The organism is Capnocytophaga stomatis (assembly GCF_002302635.1).
GTDB classification, from domain to species: domain Bacteria; phylum Bacteroidota; class Bacteroidia; order Flavobacteriales; family Flavobacteriaceae; genus Capnocytophaga; species Capnocytophaga stomatis.
In genome coordinates this window covers 540,003-566,515 of sequence record NZ_CP022387.1, presented here as the reverse complement: position 1 = coordinate 566,515, position 26,513 = coordinate 540,003, and the positions used below count along the sequence as shown (strand labels likewise).

Below are 26,513 nucleotides of genomic sequence, written 5' to 3'. Positions count from 1 at the left end.
AAACATAAGGCGACAAAAAAAGTTCCTCCAGCGTTATTTTTATTTTCAGTAACTCATTATTTTTGCCATTGAAAACGGAAGAAATAGTTATGAATCAGTACAGTGTTTCTAAAAATAAAAGTTTCTATTGCATTGGGCTAAGCTATAAAAAGGCTGACGCTTCGATGCGAGGTTTGTTTAGCTTATCTGCTGAAAATAAGGGACTTTTGTTGGATAAGGCAAAAAGCGAGAACATTGAGGAACTTTTGGTTATCTCAACGTGTAATCGTACTGAGTTGTACGGATACGCCGAGCATCCTTTTCAATTGATTCAGTTACTTTGCGAATTTTCAAATGGTTCGGTTAATGATTTTCAAAATGTAGGCTTTGTGTTCAAAAATCGGGATGCAGTGCAACATTTGTTTCAAGTAGGAACAGGGTTGGATAGCCAAATATTAGGTGATTTTGAAATTATAGGTCAAATAAAGCAAAGTTTCTCACTTTCAAGAGAAAAGGGATTGGCTAATTCTTTCTTGGAGCGTCTTCTTAACTGCGTAATTAATGCCAGTAAACGAATCAAAAACGAAACAATGCTTTCTTCCGGTGCCGCTTCGGTTTCTTTCGCTGCGGTACAGTACATTTTAAAGAATGTTCCTGACGTTTCAAACAAAAATATATTGCTCTTTGGAGTAGGTAAAATCGGGCGTAACACTTGTGAAAATTTGATTAAACATACTCAAAATAAGCATATTACACTTATTAATAGAACCAGAGAGAAAGCCGAGCAAGTAGCGGGAAAATTTGATTTGGTTGTAAAAAATTATGACGATTTAAAGTCGGAAATTGAAAAAACGGATGTGCTTGTAGTTGCTACGGGGGCACCTCAACCTACTGTTTATAAGGAACTTATTCCTGAAAATAAGGAAATACTTATTTTGGATTTGTCCATTCCGAAAAACGTAAATGAAGACGTTCAGGAAATTTCGGGAGTAACTCTAATTCATATGGATGCTCTTTCAAAACTTACGGATGAAGCCCTTGAACGCAGAAAAGAAGCCGTACCTGATGCCCTGAATATTATTGAGGAGGTAAAGGCTGAATTTTTCCAATGGCTTGATAGTAGGAAGTTTGCACCAACTATTCAGGCTTTGAAATCAAAATTGGAAAGCTTGAAATTAGCAGAGTTGGATTTTCAACGTAAAAAAATTCAAGATTTCAATGAACAGCAAGCTGAAATAATTAGCAGCCGAATTATTCAAAAAATAACTACACATTTTGTAAATCATTTAAAAGATTCACAAGCATCGGAAGAAAGTATCAATTGGATGCAACAAGTATTTCAGTTAGAAGTAGTTGAAGGATAAAAAATAATAAAATGACAAAAATAATCCGTATTGGAACTCGTGATAGTGAGCTTGCCCTTTGGCAGGCTCATACTGTTAAAAGCAAATTGGAAGAATTAGGCTACCAAACAGAAATAATTTCTGTAAAATCAGATGGTGATTTGGTGCTGGACAAGCCTTTGTACGAAATGGGAATTACAGGCATTTTTACCAAAACTCTGGATGTGGCGATGATAACAGGAAAAGTGGATATTGCCGTACATAGTATGAAAGATGTACCAACTTCATTACCAAAGGGAATTGTGCAAAAAGCCGTTTTGAAAAGAGCTAATGTACACGATATTTTGGTGTATAAAAACAATTTAGATTTCCTGCAAACAGAAGCTACTATCGCCACCGGAAGTTTACGCAGAAAGGCACAATGGTTGCACAAATTCCCTAGTCATAAAGTTGAAAATTTGCGAGGAAATGTGAACACGCGTTTGCAAAAATTGCAAGAAAATGATTGGGACGGAGCTGTTTTTGCAGCTGCAGGATTGGAAAGAATTAACAAAAAACCTGAAAATTACATTACTTTGGATTGGATGATTCCTGCTCCGGCACAAGGGGCGATGGTTGTGGTTGTAAATGAGGAAGATACTTTTTCTTGTGAAGCGGTTTCAAAATTAAATGATTTACATACAGATATTTGCACGCATATAGAACGTGAATTTTTAAAGACTTTAGAGGGAGGATGTACAGCCCCAATCGGTGCGTTTGCTCAAATTAAAGAAGGAGAAATTCTTTTTGAGGGAGCTTTATTTTCTTTGGACGGAAGAGAAAAAGTGTACGTTTGTGAAAGAACAGATGAGAAAGATTTTGAAAATTTCGGAAAAAGATGTGCTGAAAAAGTTCTTAATTCTGGAGGAAAAGAAATAATGCAACAACTTATCAACAGAAGTTCGTAATTACAGAATTTGTAAAGTTTAATAAAAAAACTCGCAATTTATTTTGCGAGTTTTTTGTTTTTTGAAATATGTTTTTTATTCTTTAAAAGCTTTTAATTTTTCAATCAATTTTGGAACTACTTCAAAAGCATCACCAACAATGCCATAATCGGCAGCCTTGAAAAAAGGAGCGTTTTCGTCGGTGTTGATAACAACTTTCACTTTTGAAGCATTTACGCCAGCCAAGTGTTGTATAGCTCCTGAAATTCCGATAGCAATATACAAATTGGTTGCAATTGGCTTTCCTGTTTGCCCTACGTGTTCTTCGTGAGGACGCCAATCCATATCGGCAACGGGTTTTGAGCAAGCGGTTGCAGCTCCCAGAACTTCAGCCAGTTCCTCAATCATTCCCCAGTTTTCAGGTCCCTTTAATCCTCTTCCGCCTGAAACAACGATAGAAGCATCATCTAAAGAAACTTTTCCACTGTTTTTTTCAGTGCTGTTTACCGTAATGTCGAAATCATTTTCTGCCAATGAGGGAAAAAAATCTTCCACAGAAACGTTTGCAGGATTCTCTTTCAATCCGTAAGCATTTCCAGCCAAGCTGATTACTTTTTTAGCCGTGGTGATTTTTGTTGTGCTGATGGCTTTGTTTGAGAAAATATTGCTTTTAACATTGAAATTATCACTATCTTCAGGAAGTGAAATTACATTTGAAACACAGCCAGCCTGCAATGCAATAGCCACAAACGGAGCTATTGCTTTTGAATTGGAAGAAGAACTCAAGATAATGATTTGGCTATTTTCTTTTTCTGCAACTTGCTTTAATACAGATGAATACGATTTCGGTGAAAAGTGATTTAATTTTTCATCTTTGATGCGTATTACTTTATTCACTCCGTAGTTTCCTAAAGAAGTAACGTAGTCAGTGTTTATTACAACAGCAGTGACAGATGTACTTTGCTTATCTGCGATGGCTTTCGCGTAAGAAGCTACCTCAAAAGCAGATTTTTTCAATTTTCCATTTTCGGAATCGGCATATATTAATATTGACATTTTCGTATTTTTTTAAATGATTTTTTGATTTTAATATTCAGTAAATCAGTGGTTTGATTGTTATATTACCTTTGCCTCGTTATGCAAAAGATTGATTAGTTCATCCAAATTGTCAGAAGAAATCATTTTTACAGGTTGCTTAGCCGGAAGTTTTTCAAAACCAACAGTTTCCGTTTTGTTTTCTGAATTTTCAGCCTCTACAACCATGATTTGTTTGGTTCGGGCAGCCATAAGATTTCTCATATTTGGAATACGCAAATCTTTTTCGTGTACCAAACCTTTTTGTCCGGCGATAACAACAGGAAGTTTTGCAGAAATTTTCTCTTTTCCGCCATCAATTTCACGTTCAGCAGATACGGAATTTCCATCAATTTCCAAACTTGTGCATTTGTTCACAAAAGGATAATCTAAAATGGCTGCAACCATTCCGCCTACCATTCCGCCGTTGTAGTCGATAGATTCTTTTCCCGTGATAATCAGGTCGTAACTTCCTTCTTTTGCAATTTTAGCAATTTGTGAAGCTACAAAAAATCCGTCAGAAGCAACAGCATTGATGCGTACAATATCATCAGCACCAAGGGCAAAAGCTTTTCGCAAAGTGGGTTCTGTTTCGGCAGTTCCAACATTAATTAAAGTGATGGAAGCTCCAAGTTTTTCTTTAAGAATAATAGCTTTAGTAAGCCCGTATTCATCGTTAGGGTTGATAATGAATTGAACGCCATTGGAATCGAATTTACGATTTTCATCCGTGAAATTTATTTTTGAAGTAGTGTCAGGAACGCTACTTATACATACTAATATCTTCATAATCTTTAAAATTAAAATATGACAAAGGTCAAAAAAAAATAGATATTATACAAATATTTTCGGTAAGAAAACAGTTCTCAAGTTGTATTTATGGCTGAAATTTTTTGGAATTGATTTGTGTATTTATCCGCTTTTTACGTTCTTTGTGGGAGAGAAGTAAAGTGATATTTACCAAATTATTTAAAATATTTTTGATGATATTTGAGTTTTAAGAAGATAAAAAAATATAAGATACAGAAGTTTTCTATTTTAAAATCAGTGAATTATGGCTACCAATAAAAATGCACTTATTCGATACAAAACCATTGATGCGTGTTTGCGAAATACCGGAAGACGTTGGACTTTGGAGGATTTGATTGATGCTTGTTCCGATGCCCTTTACGAATATGAAGGCAAAGATGATATGGTAAGCAAACGCACAATTCAGTTGGATATTCAAAATATGAGAAGCGATAAAATGGGATATAACGCTCCGATTGAAGTGTTTGAAAATAAGTACTATAGGTATTCCGACCCCGATTATAGCATTAAAAATACGCCAATATCACAGAATGATATTAAATTGATGGGAGACGCCATACAATTGTTAAAAGAATTCAAAGATTTTTCCTTTTTCAAGGATATGAATGGAATTATTCATCGTTTGGAAGATTCTGTTTTTGGGAAAGATAGTCAAAATTCTACAATAATTCATTTGGATAAAAACGAATTTTTACGAGGATTGGAATACATCGACCCCATTTATAAAGCCATACAGCAGAAAAAAGCGTTAGAAGTTCATTATAAGTCTTTTAAAGCTCGGCAAACTAACATTTTGGAAGTGCATCCGCAATTTCTGAAAGAGTTTAACAATCGTTGGTTTGTGGTGTGTTATCATAAAACAACGTTACTTACATTAGCTTTAGACCGAATAGAAGGTTTGCAAATTATTGATATTCCGTATGTTAATAAAAATATAAACGCTGATGAATATTTCAAGGACGTTGTAGGTGTAACTGTTTCGGAAGGAAATCCCATAGAAGAAATCGTGTTTTTTGTTGATAGAATTAATGCGAATTACGTCAAAACCAAGCCTTTTCATCATTCGCAAGTTATTTTGGAAGAAAAAGAAAACGGAACGATTTTCAAGATTAAAGTTCGTCATAATTTTGAATTGGAACGTTTATTTTTAGGATTTGGAAGTTCGATAGAAGTAATTAGTCCTCGTAGATTTCGCCGAAAAATTCTTTCTATTTTGAAAAGAGCAATTGAAAATTATTCCTCTGAAAATCAATAATTTTACAAAAAAATCCCATACAATTAATGCTTTGTACGGGAATTTTTTAGATTATTTTGAAAATTAAATCAAACCTTCTTGTACCAAATTATGCAGATGAACCACACCTATATATGAATTGTTTTCGGTAACGAGCAGTTGAGTGATTTTGTTTGTTTCCATAACATCAAGAGCGTCAATGGCTAAGGTGTTCGCGTCAATCGTTTTAGGATTTGCGGTCATAACGTCCTTTGCGGTGAGCCCTGTTATTGTGTCGGTTTTGCTTAACATTCTTCGGATATCTCCGTCTGTTACAACGCCAATGATATTTTGTCCGTCAATTACAGCGGTGGCTCCAAGCATTTTTTCCGAAATTTCCACAATTACTTTTTTGATGTCTGTTTCGGGTGAAACTTGTGGTTTTTGGTTATTTGCCACAATATCCGATACTTTTAAATATAAGCGTTTGCCCAAAGCTCCTCCAGGGTGATATTTTGCAAAATCACTACTGCCAAATTGCTTCATTTCCAGTAGGCATATCGCTAAAGCATCTCCCAGAACTAATTGAGCTGTGGTGCTTGTAGTCGGAGCTAAATTATTCGGGCAGGCTTCTTTTTCAACGTGAGCATAGAGTACACAATCTGCTTGTTGCCCTAAAACTGAATTTTTGTTTGATGTAATGGCAATCAGCTTATTATTACCTCTTTTTAATAAAGGAACGAGTACTTTTATCTCGGGAGTGTTCCCACTTTTTGAAATACAGATTACCACATCATCTTCTTGAATGATGCCCAAATCCCCGTGGATGGCGTCGGCGGCGTGCATAAAAATGGCGGGAGTGCCTGTTGAGTTCATTGTAGCTACAATTTTGCTGGCAATAATGGCACTTTTTCCAATTCCGGTAATAACTACTCTTCCTTTTGAATTTAGTATGTAATTAACAGATTTTATAAAATTATCATCTATAAAATCAGCTAAATTTGATATTGCTTTAGCTTCTTCTTCAATTGTTTTTCTTGCAATTTCTATGATTTTTTTAGTTTCCATTAATTTTTTTACTTTTTTTATTGTCAATTAAAAAAAATGTTGTACTTTTATGTTCGCAAAGTTAGATAAAATATAGATATAATTTAGATGGAAACGGCTAAAAATGATTTACAAAGTGCTTTGAAGCATTACTTCGGTTTTGACAGCTTCAAAGGGCATCAGCAGGAAATTATACAAAGTGTTATCAGCGGAAAGGATACGTTTGTTATTATGCCAACAGGAGGAGGAAAATCGTTATGTTATCAGCTTCCTGCATTGGTTTTGGAAGGTACGGCTATTGTTATATCTCCGTTAATTGCGCTGATGAAAAATCAAGTAGATGCAATGCGCGGGATTTCATCAACGGATAGCGTTGCACACGTTTTAAATTCATCACTCACCAAAAGCGAAATTCGTGAGGTGATGGACGATATCAGTAATAAGAAAACAAAACTATTATATGTAGCACCCGAATCTTTAATAAAAGATGAGTATGCTAACTTTTTGAAAACAATTCCTATATCGTTTGTAGCTGTGGATGAGGCACATTGTATCTCGGAATGGGGGCACGATTTTCGTCCGGAGTACCGCAATATACGAACTATTATAGACCGATTAGGGGAGGATATTCCCATAGTGGCGTTGACCGCTACGGCAACACCAAAGGTCCAGGAAGATATTTTGAAGAACTTAGGAATGTCCGATGCCAATGTTTTCAAATCTTCATTTAACCGTCCTAATTTATATTATGAGGTGCGTCCGAAAACGAAAAATGTAGATGCAGATATTATCCGCTTTGTAAAACAAAATAGCAAGAAATCAGGAATTATTTATTGCTTAAGCCGAAAAAAAGTAGAAGAGCTTGCTCAAACTCTGCAAGTTAATGGAATAACAGCAGTTCCTTATCACGCAGGATTAGACGCTAAAACTCGGGCTAAACATCAGGATATGTTCCTAATGGAAGAAGTTGATGTGGTTGTTGCTACTATTGCCTTTGGTATGGGAATTGACAAGCCCGATGTGCGTTTTGTAATTCACCACGACATTCCAAAAAGTATTGAAAGTTATTATCAAGAAACCGGGCGTGCCGGGCGTGACGGCGGTGAAGGGCATTGTTTGGCTTTCTATTCTTACAAAGATGTTGAAAAATTAGAGAAGTTTATGGTAGGCAAACCCATTGCCGAACAAGAAATCGGTCAGGCTTTGTTGCAAGATATCGTTGCCTATGCAGAAACTTCAAGCTCTCGTCGTAAATTTATTTTGCATTATTTCGGAGAAGAATTTGATGAAGTAAACGGAGAAGGAGCTGATATGGATGACAACGTACGACATCCGAAAGTTAAGAAAGAAGCTAAAGATGATGTTGTTAAGTTATTGAATGTCATAATATCCACTAAACAGAAGTTCAAAGCGAAAGAAATTGTAAATACCTTGGTAGGGAAGGTGACAGCCTTGATAAAATCACATAAAATTGACGAGCAACCTTTTTTTGGTATCGGTAAAGACAAAGATGATTTGTATTGGATGGCGTTACTTCGTCAGGTTATGGTTAGTGGGCTGATTCGTAAGGATATAGAAACTTACGGGGTGATGTTTATAACAGATAAAGGACGAAATTTTCTTGAAAACGTTACATCTTTTATGATGACTGAAGACCACGTTTACGAGGAAGACACCGAAGATGTGAATACCGCTGGTGGAGGCGTTGCCGACGAAGTTCTTTTGGGAATGTTAAAGGATTTACGCAAAAGAGTTGCGAAGAAAAAAGGAGTTCCGCCATTTGTTGTTTTTCAAGACCCTTCGTTGGAGGATATGGCTCTGAAATATCCGATTACAATATCAGAACTTACTAATGTTCACGGAGTTGGAGAAGGAAAAGCCAAAAAATATGGAAGCGAATTTATTGAATTAATCGGCAAATATGTAGAGGAGAATGATATCCTGCGTGCCGAAGATTTAATAGTGAAAACCACTGGGTCTAATTCTTCTTTGAAATTGTATATTATTCAGAATATAGACAGAAAATTGCCTTTGCCGGATATTGCCAAAGCAAAAGGTCTGGAAATGGATGAGTTTTTGAAGGAATTGGAACAAATTGTTTACAGTGGCACAAGACTGGATATCAGCTACTATATTGATGAAATTTTTGACGAGGAGCAACAAGAAGAACTTCACGATTATTTTATGGAAGCCGAAACGGATAAAATTTCGGTAGCCTCTAAGGAGTTTGATGGAGATTACGAAGATGACGAGCTTCGTATGTATCGTGTTAAATTTATTAGTGAAGTGGCTAATTAATTGATTTTTTGTCTGTTGTAATAGATTTATGTCTCGGTCTTTTAATGAAAAAATAGAATTGATAAAAAAGAATCATATTGTAAAAAAGAGTTAAATTTTAAGAAAAAAATGATCGGCTGAAAAGAGTCGTTATTTTAGGAATTAATCCAGAAAAGTTGGGAAATATTAGTCGTTTTAACAGAAATATCTTGGTTGGATAGAGGTATGTTTGCGTATGGGTACGGTATAAAAATTCTTAAAAAATAAAAAAAGTTTTTTAAGAGTTGTATAAGTGATATTTTTTTTAGACTTTTGCCCCAACAATGTTAACATATAAAGACTAATAAAAACTAAGGTTTATGGAAGAGAAAGAATTTTTGGACAATGAAGAAATTTTCTCAAAAGTTTTGAGAGCAGGTAGGAGGACTTATTTTTTCGATGTAAGAGCCACTCGTGCAAAGGATTACTATCTCACAATAACAGAAAGTAAGAAATTCACTCACGAGGACGGGTCGTTCCACTACAAAAAGCACAAAATTTATTTGTATAAAGAAGATTTCGAGTTGTTTAAGGAAATTTTGAATGAAATGACTAACTACGTTTTTGAAGAGAAGGGAGAAGAGGTAATTTCTGAGCGTCATCAAAAAGATTTTAAGAAAACCTTCTATCAAGAACAAGTGGGAGCTGGTGGTTCTTTTACAAATTTTGATTTTGAAGATATAAAGTAGAAATTTTTCACCCTCATTTTTAAAAGATTACTATCTATAAGGGAGAATTTTTTTAAAAGCTCTCCCTTATAGGTTTTTCATTTTCTGACGAGGGTGAAAATTTGTGAGCATCTCTCTGAGATGAGAGTTTTCTACGTGAACGTAAATCTCTGTTGTTGTGATACTTTCGTGTCCTAACATTGTTTGAATAGCTCGCAAATTCGCTCCGTTTTCAAGCAAATGTGTTGCAAATGAATGGCGAAACGTATGCGGACTTATTTTTTTTTCCAACCCTATATTTTCGGCAACTTGCCTAACAATAGTAAAAATCATTGCCCTTGTTAGTTGTTTGCCTCTTCTGTTTAGGAAAACATAATCTTCGTGCCCTTTGGCTATTTTCAGTTTTTTTCGTTGGTGATTGATGTAATTTTCAATTTGTTTCTGAGTGAAATTTCCTATCGGAATAAGTCTCTGTTTGTTGCCTTTTCCAATTACCCGAATGAAATCTTCCTCAAAAAATAAATCTGATAATCGCAGTGATATAAGTTCCGATACCCGCAATCCGCAACCGTAAAGGGTTTCAATAATAGCTTTGTTTCTATGTCCTTCTTCTGTGCTTAAGTCTATTGAAATCAATAACTTATCAATTTCTTGTAAAGAAAGTGTATCCGGAAGTTTTAACCCGATTTTCGGACTTTCAATCAAGTTCATCGGGAAATCTTCTCTGCCTTTTTCTGAAGTCATAAATTTGAAAAAACTCTTCAAAGCCGAAATAAGGCGTGCTTGCGAGCGAGCGTTCAATTCTTTTGATGTATCGTAGATAAATTGACGCAATGTGTCCGCGGAAATAGTGTTCGGATTTTCGTGGATTTCATATTTTTCAAGATAAGATATCAGTTTTTCGATATCTAATCCGTAAGAAACAACCGAATTTTTTGACATTCCTCGTTGAAGTCGTAAAAAATGCTTGTATTCAGCTAAAAAAGTGTGCCAATTCATAATTTCTTCATAAGTTACATACTTAATATGTTTAGATTTCAATCTATTTTAAAAGAAAATTATAGTTTTTCTTTCATTTTTTCTACAACTTTGTAAGCAATAGGGCAAATTTCGGTATTTTTTATGGTTAAATTTGCAATTTGGTAGATTTTTTTTCGGTCAGTGTGTGGATATTCACGACAAGCTTTAGGACGAACATCGTAGATTAAGCAATAATTATCCGAAGCCAAGAAATGGCAGGGCATCGACTGAAAAATATAATCATTTTCCTCATCAATTTTTAAATATTTAGTAATAAAATCGGATGGTTTTAGTCGTAAGTGCTTGGAAATACGCTCAATATCTATGTTGGTAAGCAACGGTCCCGTAGTTTTGCAACAATTTGCACAGCTTAAACAATCAATTTGTTCCGTAATTTCATCGTGAATTTCCTGTACCGTATAATCAAGATTTTTTGGAGGTTTTTTCTTTAATTGAGCGAAGAAGCGTTGATTTTCAGATTTCTTCTCTTTTGCGAGTTTTTGTATCGTATTAATCTCCATTTTCTTCCATTTTTATCGAAAGTTCAAACCAACGTTCCGTTTTTTCGTTTAATTCATTGATTATTTGCTCTAATTCAGCCGATTTTTCGTGAATTTCCTCTGAATTTAGGTTTCCCTCGGAAAATAATGCTTCTATTTGCGACTTTTTCTCTTCCCACTGAGGAATTTCTTTTTCTAAACGATTAAATTCTTTCTGTTCGTTGAAAGAAAGTCCTTTCAAGCCATCTTTTCGCCACGTGTTTTTAATGGTTTCTTTTTTCTCTGCAACTTCTTCCATAGGAGGCGTACTTTCCTCATACACACGGAAATCCGTATAATTTCCGGGAAAATCTTCAATCACACCATTTCCTCGAAAAACAAATAAATGGTCAACGATTTTATCCATAAAATAGCGGTCGTGAGAAACTACCACAAGGCAACCCGGATAATCCAGCAAGAAATTTTCTAAAACATTCAGCGTTACGATGTCCAAATCATTGGTAGGCTCGTCCAAAATCAAAAAATTTGGATTTTGAATCAAAACCGTACATAGGTACAGCCTTTTTAGCTCGCCTCCGCTGAGTTTTTCAACATAATCGTATTGTTTTTTTCGGTCGAATAAGAAACGTTCCAACAGTTGAGCTGCAGAAAGCGTTCGCCCTTTGAGCAGAGGAATGTACTCGCCATATTTTTGAATTACTTCTATAACTTTCTGTCCTTCTTTAACTTCGATGCCAGCTTGCGTGTAATATCCAAACTTTATTGTATCGCCAATGATGATTTTTCCGCTATCAGGATTTTCTTTTTGGGTTAAAAGATTCAAAAAAGTGGACTTTCCCGTACCGTTTTTACCGATAATTCCTATGCGTTCGCCACGTACAAAGTTATAATCAAACTTGTTGAGAATCATGAGTTTGTCAAACTTTTTACTCACATTGTGAAACTCCACAATTTTGCTTCCTAAGCGTTCCATATTAATTTCCAACTGAACTACGTGTTCCTTTCTACGCTTATGAGCCTGTTCCTTAATTACATAGAAGTCATCAATTCGTGATTTTGACTTGGTGGTTCGGGCTTTGGGTTGTCTTCGCATCCAATCTAATTCCTTAACGTATAGGTTTTTAGCCTTTTCTACACTTGCTTGCTCTTGAGCCAATCGGAGTTCTTTTTTTTCAAGAAAATATGAGTAGTTTCCTTTGTAGGTAAAAAGTTCCCCATTGTCTAACTCTATGATTTCATTGCAAACTCTCTCTAAAAAATAACGGTCGTGCGTAACCAAAAATAAGGTAATATTTTCCTTAGCGAAGAATTGTTCCAGCCATTCAATCATCTCTAAATCAAGGTGATTGGTAGGTTCGTCCAAAATCAAGAGGTCAGGCTTACTAATGAGAACGTTTGCTAAAGCCAATCGTTTTTTTTGTCCGCCGGAAAGATTTTTTATTTTCAATTGCAAATTTTCAAGCTTCAATCGGGAAAGAATTTGCTTATATTGCGTTTCAAAATCCCACGCATTGTGCAATTCCATTTTCTCGAAGGCTTTTTGATAGGCAGTTTCGTTTTCAGGATTTTGCAAAGCGTGTTCGTATTCTTGAATAATTTTCAGAATGGGATTTTCAACTGAAAAAATGGTCTGTTCGATGGTTAAATCTTCATCAAATTCGGGATTTTGAGATAAAAAAGCAATGTGAATGCCGTTTCTGGACACTACTTTTCCGCTATCGGGCTGGTCTTTTCCTGCAATAATGTTCAAAAGAGTAGTTTTTCCCGTTCCGTTTTTGGCAACAAATGCAATTTTTTGGTCTTTATTGATGCCAAAAGAAATATTTTGGAACAAAACACGTTCTCCGAATGCTTTTGATATGTTTTCTACGGATAATAAGTTCATTTTTACAGCTGAAAGTTAAAAATTTGGGGCAAATATATAAAATTAAAATGCTTTGGCATAGTTCCAAATTCGGAAAATTTCTTGATAAGATAGTGAAAATAATTTTCCCAATAATTTCAAAAAGAAATCAATTTGTTTTAATAAAAATCTCTATCAAAACTTTAAAATTCTGATAGAGAAAATTTTTATGATTTACTTAAATAGATGTAAAATTGATTGTTAAATTTTTATTTTTTTGAAATTTTGTTATCTTTTTATTAATCGTTTGTTGATGTCTTTGATAAGTTTGGGACCTTCATAAATAAATCCTGTGTAAAGCTGGATGAGAGACGCTCCGGCTTCCAATTTTTCAAGGGCATCTTCCACCGAATGAATACCGCCCACACCGATGATAGGAAAGGCTTTTCCGCTTTTTTCGCTCAAAAAACGAATAACTTCGGTGGAGCGTTTGGTCAAAGGTTTTCCGCTCAAGCCTCCGGTTTCGTTTCTGTCAGGTGATTGTAAACCTTCACGTGAAATTGTTGTGTTTGTGGCAATTACGCCAGCTATTTGGGTTTCTTTTACAATGTCAATAATATCAAGAAGTTGCTCGTTAGTCAAATCAGGAGCAATTTTTAACAAAATAGGTTTTGGTTTTTCTTTCTGAGAATTTAATTTTTGTAAAGTGTTGAGCAAAAGTGTGAGAGGTTCTTTTTCTTGTAAAGTTCTCAAATTAGGAGTGTTAGGAGAACTGACATTAACCACGAAATAGTTTACATACGGGAATAATTTTTCGAAGCAAATACTGTAATCATCTACGGCTTGATCATTAGGAGTAATTTTGTTTTTCCCAATATTTCCGCCAATAATTACATTTTTATTTTTTTTCAATTGTTTGATAGCTTCTTCAACTCCTTGGTTATTAAAGCCCATACGGTTGATAATGGCTTTGTCGGCTTTGAGTCGGAATAATCTTTTTTTAGGATTTCCCGGTTGTCCTTTGGGAGTTATTGTCCCAATTTCAATGAAACCAAACCCTAAATTTGATAATTCTTCATATAATTTAGCTTCCTTGTCCAAGCCTGCTGCCAATCCCACAGGATTTTTGAACTTAATTCCGAAAACTTCTCGTTCCAACGAAGGATGTTCAACTTGGTATATGGAGCGGATAAGTGCAGGAATTCCAGGGATTTTATGAATGAATTTCAGCCAAGAGAAAGTTAAGTGATGTGCTTTTTCGGGGTCTAAAGAAAAAAGAATTGGTTGAATAAGTTGTTTGTACATAGCTTTATAACATATTTTTAAATGTGTTGCAAAAGTAATCACTTTTTATAAAAAATGCTATATAAAAAAAGAGATTTTCAATTATTGAAAATCTCTTTTTCTTGTGGGAAGAGCAGGATTCGAACCTGCGAAGACATAGTCAGCAGATTTACAGTCTGCCCTCGTTGGCCGCTTGAGTATCTTCCCAAATGCGGGTGCAAATATACATATATTTTTTTAAAATAAAAGCTTTTCTTGAAAAAAAATAATTATCACTTGAAAGTGAGTGAATTAAAAATTGTGAAAATAATAATTGTAACGGAGATAATTATTAATATGATAATTTTGTTAAATAGAAATTGAAAAAAAGTGATTTTTATTGCTTAAAGTCGAATAAAAGCAGTACTTTTGCACGCGGAAATTTTTTAAAAACTTTAACATATGGATTGGATAGTAAACCTATTTTCAAACCACGAAAGCGTGGCTTACACAGTGATTATTTACAGTATCGTCATTGCATTGGGTGTGGCTCTGGGCAAAATTCGTTTTTGGGGTATTTCCTTCGGAATTGCTTGTGTGCTTTTTGCAGGAATTGCCGTAGCTCATTTTGGTTTTACGGTAGATGGTCACATTCAGCATTTTGTGAAAGAATTCGGACTTATTTTATTTGTTTATACGATTGGTTTGCAGGTAGGACCAGGTTTTTTTGCTTCGTTTCAGCAAGGAGGACTTAAACTGAACAGTTTAGCAATACTTTCAGCTATTGCCTGCGTTCTTACGGTTATCGGTTTGCATTACGCAACAGGCACGGGAATGGCAGAGTTGGTAGGAATTATGTCAGGAGCCGTTACCAATACACCCGGATTAGGGGCTGCTCAGCAAGCAATCGTTGATATTTCGTTAGAAAGAGGGCTTTCGCAAGAAGCGATTAACGATACATTGTCCAACGTATCTAACGGGTACGCAGTAGCATATCCATTCGGAGTTTTGGGAATCATTTTGGTGATGATGGTTCTGAAATATGCTTTGAAAGTAAACTTAGATGCAGAAAAAAGATTGAATAGATGGAAAATTAACAAAAATAATTCAACAGTTGATAAGATAGCCGTATATGTTGAAAATCCGATTTTGTTTAACAAACACATTGCTATCATTAAGCAAACTTTAGGAATGGATTTTGTGATTTCACGTTTGTATCGTGATGATAATATACTTTTAGTTGACAAAGATACATTCCTTAAAGAAGGTGATATTTTGCTTTTGGTTGCCAACCCGAAAGATTTTGAACGTCTTTCCACTTTGGTAGGTAAGAAGGCTAATTTATCATTGTTTGATGAAGAGGCAACAAACATCATTTCACGCCGAATGAATGTTACAAACAAACAGGCTTACACCAAAAAATTAGGTGAGATTAACGTTCGTGAAAAGTATGGCGTTACTATCAGTCGTGTGTACCGTGCTGGAATTGAGTTTGTCCCGACGAAAGATACAAAATTGCAATTCGGTGATACTATTACAGTTGTGGGAGATGAGGAACATATTAAATTGATTGAAAAAGTATTCGGAAACTCTAAAAAACGTTTGCAACATCCGCATATTGCCGAACTTTTCTTCGGAATTGTGCTTGGGGTAATTTTAGGTTCTATACCTATATATATACCCGGGATGTCTTCACCAGTGAAACTCGGTTTGGCAGGAGGTCCGCTTATTGTTGCGATTTTAATTAGCCGTTATGGCGGACGTTTTTCAGTTACGCATTACGTATCACATAGTGCTAACTTAATGGTTCGCGAGATTGGTATTGTGCTTTTCTTGGCAAGTGTTGGGTTAGGTGCCGGACAAGGATTTATCAAAACGCTTTCGGAAGGTGCTGGTTTTCAGTGGATGTTGATGGGAGTTGCCATAACGCTTATCCCACTGATTATCGTAGCATTAACAGCTCGTTTTTATTTTAAACTAAATTTCCTTGAAATTTGCGGATTGCTTTCAGGTTCGCAAACTGACCCACCGGCTTTGGCTTTTGCTCACGATGTTACGGGTTCGGATGCTCCGGCTGTAACCTATGCGGCAGTTTATCCGCTAACAACCTTTATGCGGATTATGGTGGCTCAGCTACTAATTGTTCTCTTTTTATAGAAATTTATCGGGAATAAAACTTCATAGCGAAAACTCAAGATATTTCATAATATCTTGAGTTTTTTTATGACAATTATTTATCTGAGCTTAGTAAATTATCTATTTTTTCTAAACTTTCTTCCACGGATAAATTATCCATAGAAATGATGTGATTTGCTTGTAAATAATACGGATTTCGTTCAAATAAGTGTTTTCGGATGAATTCTTCCAAATCTTCGTTTTTAAGATGAGAAATCAGCGGACGAGCGTCTTTCTCAGCGGAAAGTCGTTCGGTTAATGACTTGGGATTATATTTCAAATAGAAGGTGTTTTCAGTTGCTTTGGAAATTAAATCCATATTATTCCCAAAACAAGGAGTTCCTCCTCCTAATGCCAATATAAAATCTTTTTCAGAAAGAAGTAATTCATTCAGATAAAAAGTTTCCTTCTTGCGGAAATAAATTTCTCCTTTTGTTGCAAAAATTTCTTTGACAGAAGTGTTTTCTTTATCCTCAATATAGCTATCTAAGTCAATAAAAGGCAAGTTTTTTTTCTTAGCGAGTGCTTTTCCGAGTGTGGTTTTGCCACTTCCCATATAACCTAATAAAATTATTTTCATTTGTAACTTTTTGTTTTTTAATTGTTTGAAAAAAAAATAAAAATATGATGCAAAAATAATTAATTTTTTGTTGCTAAATAAAAAAAAAAGCTATACATTTGCACCCGCATTCAAGAAATGAATGATGACTTGGTAGCTCAGTTGGTAGAGCACAACACTTTTAATGTTGGGGTCCTGGGTTCGAGCCCCAGCCAGGTCACAGGGTTATACAATTTGTTTTTTTATTTTTTAATGACTTGGTAGCTCAGTTGGTAGAGCACAACACTTTTAATGTTGGGGTCCTGGGTTCGAGCCCCAGCCAGGTCACAGAAAAAGTTAAGTGAAGAACTTAACTTTTTTTGTATTTGTTTAGTTTTACTGATGCCTACGTGGAGAAATTGGTAGACTCGCCATCTTGAGGGGGTGGTGCTTTCGGGCGTGCTGGTTCGAATCCAGTCGTAGGCACTTTTAAACTACAGCTTTAATCATTCTTGGATTTTGCAACAAATCATTTCGCAATTCTACTTTTGAAAACCCTTTTTTCCTTAGCATTTCAACCATTTCATTTCCTAAATATTGATTTATTTCAAAGAAAAGCTTTCCTCTTTCGGTTAGTGAGCTTTTTGCTAATTCTGCAATTTTTTCGTAAAAAATCAACGCATTTTCATCTGGTACAAATAAAGCCAAATGAGGTTCGTAATTTAGCACATTGTTCTGAATTTCTTTTTTCTCAAGTTCTCGCACGTAAGGCGGATTTGAAACAATAACATCATATTTTTCTGCAAGAAAATCCGTTTCTAAGATATTTTGCTGAACGAAATGAATTTTTACATTGTTTTCAATTGCATTTTTCCCAGCAACGGAAATGGCTTTCTCTGAAATATCCAAAGCGGTAACATTGGCATTAGGCAAAGCTTTGGCAAGAGAAACAGAAATACAGCCGCTTCCGCACCCAATATCCAAAATGTTTATTGAATCATTATGAGGAGTTTCGGAAAGAATCCAATCAACCAATTCTTCAGTTTCTTGTCTGGGAATCAAAACATTTTCATCGACAAAAAAACGATTTGAGAAAAACTCTGTTTCACCCAATATATATTGTATGGGCTTTTCGAATTTTAGTTCATTGACGGCATTTAAAATGCTTATTTCCAATGTTTTTTCTAATTCCATTTCGGGATGAAGAAGAATGTCCGTTTTGGAAAATCCTCCATAAAAATCGAGCAACATAAAATAAAAAACCTGAATTTCCTCCTTTGAGTAAAGAAAATCCAGATTTTGAAATAAGTAATCTTTTAAGTCTTTTATTTTCAAAATGTTAGTTTAATTGTAATTTTTGACCCACTTTTATTTCGTTACTTGTTTTTTCATTCAAATTATTGAGTTTTATAATTTGCTGAACTGAAACTTGCTGTTCGCGTGCAATTTTGTAAAGTGTATCGCCAGCTTTTACCGTATAATATTTTGTTTTAGGTTGATTTTCAATAGTTTTAAGGGCTTCTGTGGCTTTAGGTTTGGGAGTGCTCGTTACTCGAACTTCTGCTTTTGAAGTTTCCACAGGTGTGTTTGTTTTAGGCGTGCTAACAACCTTACCATCAGGGTTTAAAACTTGTTGGTCATACTCGTATAATTTATGTTTTTTGATGAGTTGAATCAGTTTTTTTGCGTATCCTGGGTCTGTGGCGTATCCGGCTTTTTTCAAACCGTGAGCCCATCCTACGTAATCATCAGGGTCTAATTCAAACAAAAACGCATATCGGTTGCGATTTACCAAGAAGGTAGAATGGTCTTCAAATGACTCAAAAGCATATTTATAGCGACGGAAACATTCTCCTTTTTCATCATCATCGTGTGTCATTGTTTTTCCTTGCCAAGATGAATGGCATTTGATTCCGAAATGATTATTTCCGTGTCGTGCCAATTTTCCTTGTCCTGAGCCACTTTCCAAAATTGCTTGAGCCAGTGTGATGCTTGCCGGAATTTTGTAGCGTTGCATTTCCACCATAGCAATTTCTTTATAATCATCAATATACTTTTGTGTCACAGAAGGAGTTACCTGAATAGCAGGAGGAATTTCGTGGTAATCTTCTTCCGAGCTGTCATATTTTTTTGCAGCAATAGTTGTTGTTTTTTTCGGAATTACGTTTGTCGGAGGTCTTTGCCCGCGATAGGTTACTCGCTTTGGATTTTTCTTGTTTTTGTAATATCTTGATGAACAAGAAGATAACACAAACAGAGAAAGTAAAAATATGCTAATTTTTTTAATCATAATTCAAAATCTGTTGATGCTTTTTAGCTCTTTTTTGATTTATGCCCTGAATTCCTTGCAAGCCACCGGTGTGAATGGCTAATATTTTTGTATTGGGCTTGAAAAAGTTTTTATTTGAGAGGGCAAAAATAGCAAAAATCATTTTACCAGTATATACAGGATCTAAGGAAATTCCTGTTTTTTTGTTAAAGTTGTTTAAAAAAGATATTAATTCGTCAGATACTTTAGCATATCCTCCAAAATTGTAGTCGTGAATGAGTTGCCAGTTTGTTTTTTGGGTGTAGTTTTTTATGACATCGGATAAAAATTCGCCTTTCAAAGCAGGAAAACCCAAAACGGTTTGGTGTGAAAAACTCGAATTTATCAAACCTGAAATGGTTCCTCCTGTGCCAACTGCCGAGCAAATTACATCAAAGTTTTCATCCTCTGGGGTCAAAATTTCCTCACAGCCTTTCACTGCAAATTCATTTGTTCCACCTTCCGGAACTATGTAAGTGTTTGAACCATAATTGCTTTTTAATTCGGATAAGAATTCATTAGTGTGTTTCAGACGATATTTTTCACGAGAAACAAACAGAAAATCCATTCCACACTTTTGAGCAAAACTTAATGTAGGATTTTCTTCTATTTTTGAGTACAATTCATCTCCTCGAATAACACCAATTGTTTTCAGCCCAGTGAGTTCACCCGCAGCGGCAGTGGCAGCAATGTGGTTTGAGTAAGCTCCGCCGAAAGTTAATAAACAGGTTTTTCCTTCCTTTTTCGCTTGTAAGATGTTGTATTTTAGTTTTCTGAGTTTGTTTCCCGAAACGAAGTGATGATTTTTATCCTCACGTTTGATATGAAGTGAAACTCCGTTAGGTAAAGGAATATCTACAAACTGATTTTCAATATGTAACTTGTCGAAATTAAGAGGTTCCATTACAATAATATCAGGATTTATTAATCGCACAAAAATAGGAAATAATAACAGATTTTCGAGTTTAATACCGATATTTTGTCGGTTGAATTTTATTTTTTACGGGTTTAAATCTTCTTGATCCTGCCATTTTGTCAGATTTCTTCCTTTGGCACAATCATTGACTATTAGATGCTCGAAGCCCAAAGCGGAACAGTACCGCCTAAGGTGGTAAGTAAATGTTGAATTAAAAATAAATTAAGAATATGAGCAAAATTATTGGAATAGACTTAGGAACAACCAACTCGTGTGTTTCTGTAATGGAAGGTAATGACCCTGTGGTAATTACCAATGCCGAAGGTAAAAGAACCACTCCTTCTGTGGTAGCTTTTGTAGAAGGAGGCGAAATAAAAGTAGGTGACGCTGCTAAACGTCAGGCGGTTACCAACCCAAATAAAACGGTTTACTCAATCAAGCGTTTTATGGGGAACAAATTTTCAGAGTCAGACAAAGAGGTAGGTCGCGTACCTTACAAAGTGGTAAAAGGCGATAACGATACGCCACGCGTGGATATTGACGGAAGGTTGTACACTCCGCAAGAAATTTCAGCAATGATTCTTCAAAAAATGAAAAAAACTGCCGAAGATTTCTTAGGACAAACAGTAACCGAAGCCGTTATCACCGTTCCTGCATACTTTAACGATGCACAGCGTCAGGCAACCAAAGAAGCAGGAGAGATTGCAGGACTTAAAGTTCGTCGTATCATCAATGAGCCTACTGCTGCTGCTTTGGCTTACGGATTGGACAAAAAACACAACGACCAAAAAATCGTAGTATTTGACTTCGGTGGTGGTACGCACGACGTATCTATCTTGGAGTTAGGCGATGGCGTATTCGAAGTACTTGCGACTGACGGAGATACACACCTTGGAGGTGATGATGTAGATGAAAAAATCATCAATTGGTTAGCCGAAGAGTTTCAGGCAGAAGAGCAAATGGATTTGCGTAAAGACCCAATGGCGTTGCAACGTCTTAAAGAAGCTGCGGAAAAAGCCAAAATCGAGCTTTCTTCTTCTACACAAACCGAAATCAACTTGCCATACATCACGGCTACGGCAACAGGTCCAAAACACTTGGTGCGTACCCTTACTCGTGCAAAATTCGAGCAATTGATTGATGATTTGGTAAAAAGAACCATTGAGCCTTGTCGTACCGCTCTTAAAAATGCAGGACTTTCAACAAGCGATATTGACGAAGTAATTTTAGTAGGAGGTTCTACACGTATCCCTGCGGTGCAAGAAGCGGTAGAGAAATTCTTCGGAAAGAAACCAAACAAGAGTGTTAACCCTGATGAAGTGGTAGCTGTTGGTGCGGCTATTCAAGGGGGAGTTTTAACAGGAGATGTAAAAGATGTATTGCTTTTGGACGTAACTCCGCTTTCACTCGGTATCGAAACAATGGGTGGAGTGATGACCAAACTTATCGAAGCCAATACTACCATTCCGACCAAGAAATCACAAGTGTTTTCAACCGCTGCTGACAATCAGCCAAGTGTAGAAATCCACGTGTTGCAAGGAGAGCGACCAATGGCAAACGATAACAAAACGATAGGACGCTTCCACTTAGATGGCATTCCGCCTGCACCGCGTGGCGTTCCTCAAATCGAAGTAACGTTTGACATCGACGCTAACGGAATTATCAAAGTTTCGGCAACCGATAAAGGAACCGGTAAATCACACGATATCCGAATTGAAGCCTCATCAGGACTTTCACAAGAGGAAATCGAGAAAATGAAACGCGAAGCCGAAGCCAACGCCGAAGCTGACAAAAAAGCCAAAGAAAAAGCCGACAAAATCAACGAGGCAGACTCAATGATTTTCCAAACTGAAAAACAACTGAAAGAATTTGGCGACAAACTTCCGGCAGATAAGAAATCAGGCATTGAGTCTGCTTTGGAAGAGTTGAAAAAAGCACACCAAAGCCAAGATTTGGGACAAATTCAACCTGCTTTGGACAGAATCAACGAAGCGTGGAAACAAGCCTCCGAAGACCTTTACAAAGCACAACAAGCCCAAAGCGAACCACAACCTAACACAGGCGGTCAGCAACAACAAAACGGCGACAACGTGCAAGATGTAGATTTTGAAGAAGTCAAATAGTCCGTAGCACGGACGGGCAATAAATACAGCCCCACCTAATACTAATTGGGTGGGGTTTTAAATTAACTACAACTTATAATATGAAAATTAAATCAGTAGAAATATTAAATATTAAGGGGATTTCTTCCTTTAAGACAGAATGTAACCTAACACCTAACAAAATAAATATTTTTGTTGCTCCAAATGGATTTGGAAAAACCTCACTAAGTAAAGCATTTGGGTATTTATCTAATTCAAAAATTAATTTAGCAGAGAATGATACCCATAATAATGATAGAGCCTTAATACCACAAATAAAAATTGAAGTAGAAGAGACCACAGGTATCTCTATTTTATCCGCTGATAACACTAACAATGATATTAAGGGTAGATTCAATGTTTCTGTTATCAATAGTCAATTAAAACCAAGTGGAACAAATCAAAGATATATGGGAAGGTCTATCAATAAGCATTTTATTGATATAGAACCAACAATTTTATTGAATACAATTCCTACAAAAGAAAAATTGGATTATAAAATTACCAATATAAGAAGAGACTTTGGTAACAATGGAAAGGTTTTGGTTAATATCGAAAATTTTCTATATACAAGAAATTTATTAAATAGAATTATTTCAGAAGTTGGAATAGGTAAAATTAAGTCTTCACCTTTTAGAAATAAAGTAAAAACATTTGTAGATGAAATCAACAAACAAAGTGGAATTGCAAATATCATAAATAATTGGATTGAACAAAATGTTGGAAATTTTCTAAATCAGTATTCTGAAATTAAGAATTTGGTTGAAATAATCCATTCTTATAGATTTGAGAATAATGATACATTAGGGAAATCTTTTTTATTTGCATGGCAAATTGTTTATTTGTTCAATAAAAAAACAGAGGCTCAAATTAGAAAAATATGTAATAGTGGCAACTATGAATATTTTTTAGAAGATACAAATAATTTTCTTTCAGATTGTAACACAACAAGATTTGAGATAAAGGCAAGAGAAGAAAAAGGAAAATTAGTCGTCCATTATCCAAAAGCACACGAAATTTCCAATGGACAAAGAGACATTTTGAACTTTCTAGCTTTGTTGCTAAAATTCAGAGCAAATTTGAGAGAAAATACCAATCAAATTCTTATTATAGATGAAGTATTCGATTATCTAGACGATGCTAATTTAACGGCATTTCAATATTTTATAACCAATTTAGTAGATGAAGCCAAAGATAAAAATATCAATTTATTCCCTATACTATTAACACATTTAGACCCTAATTTTTTTAATCATTTTTGTTTTAATGAAAAGAAGTTACAAATACATTATCTGAAAGAACATGATGTAAAGAATACACAAAATCTACATAAATTAATTTACCAAAGAGAAAATCCTTCTATAAAAGATAATTTAGATACATACTTTTTTCATTTTCACCCAGATAATACTATTAATATTGAAAATGATTTTTATAATTTAGGATTACCAAAAGAATGGGGAAAAGTAAAAAAGTTTCATAAAAAAATATTTAGAGAGGTCGAAGAATATTTAGATGACAAGCCTTATGACCCTCTCGCTATTTGTTTTGCTCTACGAAAAGTTATAGAGATGAAAGTCTATAATCAGATAACTGACAATAAACAAAAAAATCAATTTTTGGATACTCACAAAACAAAGGAAAAATTAAATTATGCATATTCAATAGGCATTGATATTCCCGAAACTTATTACCTTTTAGGGCTTATATATAACACATCATTACATTTGAAACAAGGACAGGATATTACAAAGTCACTAGCAATGAAATTAGATAATTTAACTATCAAGAATATGGTTAAGGAGATTTATAGTTATATTTTATGATTTTAAATATAGTGAAACTCTTTTTACGAGTATTTTAAGTTTCGTTGAATTCAGTTTTTATTAAAACAACATTAAGCTACTTATCGCAGAGTTTGCGAAACGTATTTCAGCAATGAATTACACTTCGCAGACTCTGCGACGTACATTTCATTAGTGTTTCACTCATCGCAAACTCTGCGATATTCATTTCAGTGATGTTTTTCCTTTCGTAGATTTTTTAAAGGCGTCCTTTAACATTGTGTAAAACTCAATTAAATCTTTGTAAGTTTATTAACTAACCTACTTTAAATTGTTGTTATTTTCAAGAGTGAGTTTACGACCTTGGAGACAAAGTCCGCACGGCGGAGTATGTGTCGTTAAGAAAATCAATAAATGAAGCGTGAAAAATATCCGCTGTTCGAAGTGACCGAAGGGAGCAAGTTCGGATATTTTTAGCAAAGTCCGCGAAGGCGGAGTATGTGAGAATTGATTTTTAGCAGAGTATCCAAAGTCTTGAATTTTTGTTTCTTTTGTTTCAAGACAAAAGAATAGAAGCAAAAGACAAATTATATAAAGTTAGCTATGTAGTTATTGTCAAGCTGAGCGAAGTCGAAGCCTTTTTATATATTATTTCTCGACTTCGCTCGAAATGACACAGCGACTTAAAAACAATTCTAAAATATTCATAAAATTGGCATTATTATTGCTGTCTTTCAGGCGAATAAAAACTTAAAATTGTGTACGATATGAAAATTTTAAATTCTTCCGTCCGCATCACTGAAATGGCAGATACCGCCAAGCAATTGGTGATGCTCTATAAAAGCGAAACGGCATTGGCAAACGACCCCATACTAAAACCCGTATTCGCACAGATTGAACCCCTCGCCGAAGCCCTTTCACAAGCTATCAAAAGTGACAAAATCCTTTCGGAGGTGGATAAAGCAGATGATGTTCGTGATGACTTGGTTCGCCAGCTCGAAAAATATCTGAAAAGTTATGCTAACATTCCGGTGGAAAACCTTCGCAAATCGGGCGAAAGGCTCTACGCGGTGTTTTCCAAATATGGCGTAAGAATTACTCGCGAAAGCTATGCGGTGGAGTCGGCACATATCGAATCACTACTGAAAGACCTTGCCGAACCTACGCTACAAACCGATATTTCGGCACTCGAAGGCATCGCTTCCACCATCGAAGCCCTGAAAACGGCTCAGGCGGACTTTGACCAAAAGCGTTTAACCTATGAAAAGAATATGGCGGCACAGAGCAAACGCCCTAAGTCTGCTCACCTTAAAAAGCTACTCTTAAAGCAAATCAACGTAGGATTGATTCCGTACCTAACCTCGGCAACTTTCGTCAGCCCCGAAACATTTACGCACTTTGCCGACACGATAGCACAAATCATCAATACGATTAACAGTAACATCATCGGAAGGAGTAAAAAATCGAATAATAACAACACTTCTGCACAGTAAAAAGAGGAAGGAATAAATTTTATTTTATAGATATCTGTATGTTTTTATAAGGAAGAAAATGTTTTTCTTCCTTATTTTTTTTGTTTTTGAGCATCAAGATTATTGTATGATTTTATAACCTGTATATTGAGAAGTATCAAAATTCAAAATAAAATATACGTTTTTTGAGGGTTGAATTTACCAATTGGTTTAGACCAAAGTACGATGAATCTAAGAAGAGTGAAAAAAATAGATATGTAAGGAGATTTAAATAGGAAGAAAGATGTGAAATAATTTTGTTGTGCTTCAAATTCTGAACATTTCTTGTTACTAAGATTTTGCATTCCAATCAGAATCTGCAACTTACTAAAGATTAAAGCAAAAGGAATGATTATTTTTAGAGTTTTGATTTTGAGATAGTCCAGAAATAACTATGTAGTTTTAAAAATGCTAATTTTTATTAAATTTTATTGAGATAATTAACTTACATTTGTGATTTAAAAATTTATAGTTTATGGAAAGATTATCTATTTACGAATTGCTCTCCTTTGTAGTTCCGGGAGTCATTATGATTGAGCTGATAAATTTTTCAGCGGAATATGTTTTTGGGAAAGCCCCACTCATTACAGCAGGAAACCTTAGCGACGGTCTGTTGTTTTTTGCCATTGCCCTATTTATAGGATGCTTGATTCATATCATCACATTTCGGTTGATAAAGAGAAAGTGGTATAAGAAGCTCGCTTGTACGCCTATGGACAAAATGAAAAACGACGAGTACATCACTGAAATTCTTCCTGATTTGAAAGAAATTTATAGGGTAAATAAAGGGATTTCGGAGGCGGAAAGCATCAGTAATGGAAGTGTATTTGATACGGCGTATTACTACTTAGAAGCACAAGGTAAAATATCCCAAGCAAAAAATTTTCAGAGTATTTATTTTTTGTTTCGGAATATTGTAACGCTCTCAGTATTTGTACTTCCCGTGAGTGTTATCTTTTTATTAGCATCCTTTTTTATGAACGATTGTACGCTGAGTGGCAAAATCATTACAATTGTGATAGGAACTTTGGTTATAGGTGGGTTATCATCAATCATAGCCCAGTGGTTTCGGGTAAAAATGACAGACAGAATTTTCGGACTTTACTATGCAGAATTAACACACAATAAAAAATAAAAA

21 protein-coding genes and 4 tRNA genes are annotated in these 26,513 nt (G+C 35.2%); 13 read left to right on the top strand and 12 right to left on the bottom strand.

Going from position 1 to position 26,513, the window contains the following annotated elements; all coding sequences use genetic code 11:
• Positions 1-89 precede the first annotated feature (89 nt).
• Positions 90-1,343 (top strand): glutamyl-tRNA reductase, encoded by a 1,254-nt coding sequence (gene hemA, locus CGC58_RS02530; RefSeq protein WP_095894981.1) that lies wholly within the window; start codon positions 90-92, stop codon positions 1,341-1,343.
• An 11-nt stretch (positions 1,344-1,354) separates the two neighbouring features.
• On the top strand, positions 1,355-2,269 hold the full coding sequence (gene hemC, locus CGC58_RS02525; protein ID WP_095894980.1) for a hydroxymethylbilane synthase: 915 nt from the start codon (positions 1,355-1,357) through the stop codon (positions 2,267-2,269).
• Between the two features lie 75 nt (positions 2,270-2,344).
• Here hemC and CGC58_RS02520 read toward each other — a convergent pair whose 3' ends face one another.
• Together CGC58_RS02520 and CGC58_RS02515 are read right to left on the bottom strand one after the other, a co-directional pair.
• Positions 2,345-3,304 (bottom strand): electron transfer flavoprotein subunit alpha/FixB family protein, encoded by a 960-nt coding sequence (locus tag CGC58_RS02520; RefSeq protein ID WP_095894979.1) that lies wholly within the window; start codon positions 3,302-3,304, stop codon positions 2,345-2,347.
• Positions 3,305-3,364: 60 nt separating this feature from the next.
• Positions 3,365-4,111: an electron transfer flavoprotein subunit beta/FixA family protein gene (locus tag CGC58_RS02515; RefSeq protein WP_095894978.1), complete on the bottom strand. Its 747-nt coding sequence runs from the start codon at positions 4,109-4,111 to the stop codon at positions 3,365-3,367.
• A 265-nt stretch (positions 4,112-4,376) separates the two neighbouring features.
• Here CGC58_RS02515 and CGC58_RS02510 point away from each other — a divergent pair, with 265 nt between their 5' ends.
• On the top strand, positions 4,377-5,387 hold the full coding sequence (locus CGC58_RS02510; RefSeq protein ID WP_095894977.1) for a helix-turn-helix transcriptional regulator: 1,011 nt from the start codon (positions 4,377-4,379) through the stop codon (positions 5,385-5,387).
• A 63-nt stretch (positions 5,388-5,450) separates the two neighbouring features.
• Here the strand turns inward: CGC58_RS02510 and CGC58_RS02505 are convergent, their stop codons facing one another.
• A complete protein-coding gene (locus tag CGC58_RS02505; protein ID WP_095897076.1) occupies positions 5,451-6,413 on the bottom strand; it encodes a KpsF/GutQ family sugar-phosphate isomerase in 963 nt (320 codons plus the stop codon).
• A gap of 87 nt (positions 6,414-6,500) precedes the next feature.
• On the opposite strand from CGC58_RS02505, the gene recQ reads away from it, so the two are divergent.
• Together recQ and CGC58_RS02495 are read left to right on the top strand one after the other, a co-directional pair.
• Positions 6,501-8,690 carry a DNA helicase RecQ gene (recQ, locus tag CGC58_RS02500; protein WP_095894976.1) on the top strand — a complete coding sequence of 730 codons (2,190 nt, stop codon included), beginning with the start codon at positions 6,501-6,503 and terminating at the stop codon, positions 8,688-8,690.
• Between the two features lie 338 nt (positions 8,691-9,028).
• Complete coding sequence (locus CGC58_RS02495) at positions 9,029-9,397, top strand: PUR family DNA/RNA-binding protein (protein ID WP_095894975.1); 369 nt, start codon at positions 9,029-9,031, stop codon at positions 9,395-9,397.
• Between the two features lie 66 nt (positions 9,398-9,463).
• On the opposite strand, the gene xerD is transcribed toward CGC58_RS02495, so the two are convergent.
• The 5 genes from xerD to CGC58_RS02470 all read right to left on the bottom strand — a co-directional run bounded on the left by xerD (position 9,464) and on the right by CGC58_RS02470 (position 14,230).
• Complete coding sequence (gene xerD, locus CGC58_RS02490; protein WP_095897075.1) at positions 9,464-10,375, bottom strand: site-specific tyrosine recombinase XerD; 912 nt, start codon at positions 10,373-10,375, stop codon at positions 9,464-9,466.
• A gap of 59 nt (positions 10,376-10,434) precedes the next feature.
• Positions 10,435-10,917, bottom strand: coding sequence for a YkgJ family cysteine cluster protein (locus CGC58_RS02485; RefSeq protein WP_095894974.1), 483 nt, complete (start codon positions 10,915-10,917; stop codon positions 10,435-10,437).
• A complete protein-coding gene (locus tag CGC58_RS02480; RefSeq protein WP_095894973.1) occupies positions 10,907-12,781 on the bottom strand; it encodes an ABC-F family ATP-binding cassette domain-containing protein in 1,875 nt (624 codons plus the stop codon). Before CGC58_RS02480 ends, CGC58_RS02485 begins: the two co-directional genes overlap by 11 nt.
• A gap of 246 nt (positions 12,782-13,027) precedes the next feature.
• Entirely contained in the window at positions 13,028-14,044 is a 1,017-nt protein-coding gene (locus CGC58_RS02475; protein ID WP_095894972.1) for a quinone-dependent dihydroorotate dehydrogenase, read from the bottom strand.
• 104 nt (positions 14,045-14,148) lie between these two features.
• A tRNA-Tyr gene (locus CGC58_RS02470) sits at positions 14,149-14,230 on the bottom strand.
• Positions 14,231-14,464: 234 nt separating this feature from the next.
• On the opposite strand from CGC58_RS02470, the gene CGC58_RS02465 reads away from it, so the two are divergent.
• On the top strand, positions 14,465-16,159 hold the full coding sequence (locus tag CGC58_RS02465) for a putative transporter (RefSeq protein WP_095894971.1): 1,695 nt from the start codon (positions 14,465-14,467) through the stop codon (positions 16,157-16,159).
• Between the two features lie 73 nt (positions 16,160-16,232).
• On the opposite strand, the gene CGC58_RS02460 is transcribed toward CGC58_RS02465, so the two are convergent.
• Positions 16,233-16,757 (bottom strand): shikimate kinase, encoded by a 525-nt coding sequence (locus CGC58_RS02460; protein ID WP_095894970.1) that lies wholly within the window; start codon positions 16,755-16,757, stop codon positions 16,233-16,235.
• Between the two features lie 126 nt (positions 16,758-16,883).
• On the opposite strand from CGC58_RS02460, the gene CGC58_RS02455 reads away from it, so the two are divergent.
• The 3 genes from CGC58_RS02455 (at position 16,884) to CGC58_RS02445 (ending at position 17,201) form a co-directional block, all read left to right on the top strand.
• Positions 16,884-16,956 (top strand) — tRNA-Lys (locus CGC58_RS02455).
• 34 nt (positions 16,957-16,990) lie between these two features.
• Positions 16,991-17,063, top strand: a tRNA-Lys gene (locus CGC58_RS02450).
• Positions 17,064-17,119: 56 nt separating this feature from the next.
• Positions 17,120-17,201: transfer RNA gene (locus tag CGC58_RS02445), tRNA-Leu, on the top strand.
• A 3-nt stretch (positions 17,202-17,204) separates the two neighbouring features.
• Here the strand turns inward: CGC58_RS02445 and prmC are convergent.
• The 3 genes from prmC to CGC58_RS02430 are packed head-to-tail and all read right to left on the bottom strand — an operon-like array spanning position 17,205 to position 19,927.
• The gene (gene prmC, locus CGC58_RS02440; RefSeq protein WP_095894969.1) at positions 17,205-18,050 is read right to left on the bottom strand and encodes a peptide chain release factor N(5)-glutamine methyltransferase; all 846 of its coding nucleotides are present in this window, start codon (positions 18,048-18,050) and stop codon (positions 17,205-17,207) included.
• 4 nt (positions 18,051-18,054) lie between these two features.
• A complete protein-coding gene (locus CGC58_RS02435; protein ID WP_095894968.1) occupies positions 18,055-19,005 on the bottom strand; it encodes a glucosaminidase domain-containing protein in 951 nt (316 codons plus the stop codon).
• Positions 18,998-19,927, bottom strand: coding sequence for a 1-aminocyclopropane-1-carboxylate deaminase/D-cysteine desulfhydrase (locus CGC58_RS02430; protein WP_095894967.1), 930 nt, complete (start codon positions 19,925-19,927; stop codon positions 18,998-19,000). Before CGC58_RS02430 ends, CGC58_RS02435 begins: the two co-directional genes overlap by 8 nt.
• A 242-nt stretch (positions 19,928-20,169) precedes the next feature.
• On the opposite strand from CGC58_RS02430, the gene dnaK reads away from it, so the two are divergent.
• The 4 genes from dnaK (at position 20,170) to csx27 (ending at position 26,510) form a co-directional block, all read left to right on the top strand.
• A complete protein-coding gene (gene dnaK / locus CGC58_RS02425; RefSeq protein ID WP_041989532.1) occupies positions 20,170-22,062 on the top strand; it encodes a molecular chaperone DnaK in 1,893 nt (630 codons plus the stop codon).
• An 80-nt stretch (positions 22,063-22,142) separates the two neighbouring features.
• Positions 22,143-23,906 (top strand): hypothetical protein, encoded by a 1,764-nt coding sequence (locus CGC58_RS02420; protein WP_095894966.1) that lies wholly within the window; start codon positions 22,143-22,145, stop codon positions 23,904-23,906.
• A gap of 725 nt (positions 23,907-24,631) precedes the next feature.
• Positions 24,632-25,357 carry a DUF6261 family protein gene (locus CGC58_RS02415; protein WP_095894965.1) on the top strand — a complete coding sequence of 242 codons (726 nt, stop codon included), beginning with the start codon at positions 24,632-24,634 and terminating at the stop codon, positions 25,355-25,357.
• A 493-nt stretch (positions 25,358-25,850) separates the two neighbouring features.
• Positions 25,851-26,510: a type VI-B CRISPR accessory protein Csx27 gene (gene csx27 / locus CGC58_RS02410; protein WP_095894964.1), complete on the top strand. Its 660-nt coding sequence runs from the start codon at positions 25,851-25,853 to the stop codon at positions 26,508-26,510.
• The last annotated feature ends 3 nt before the right edge of the window (positions 26,511-26,513 follow it).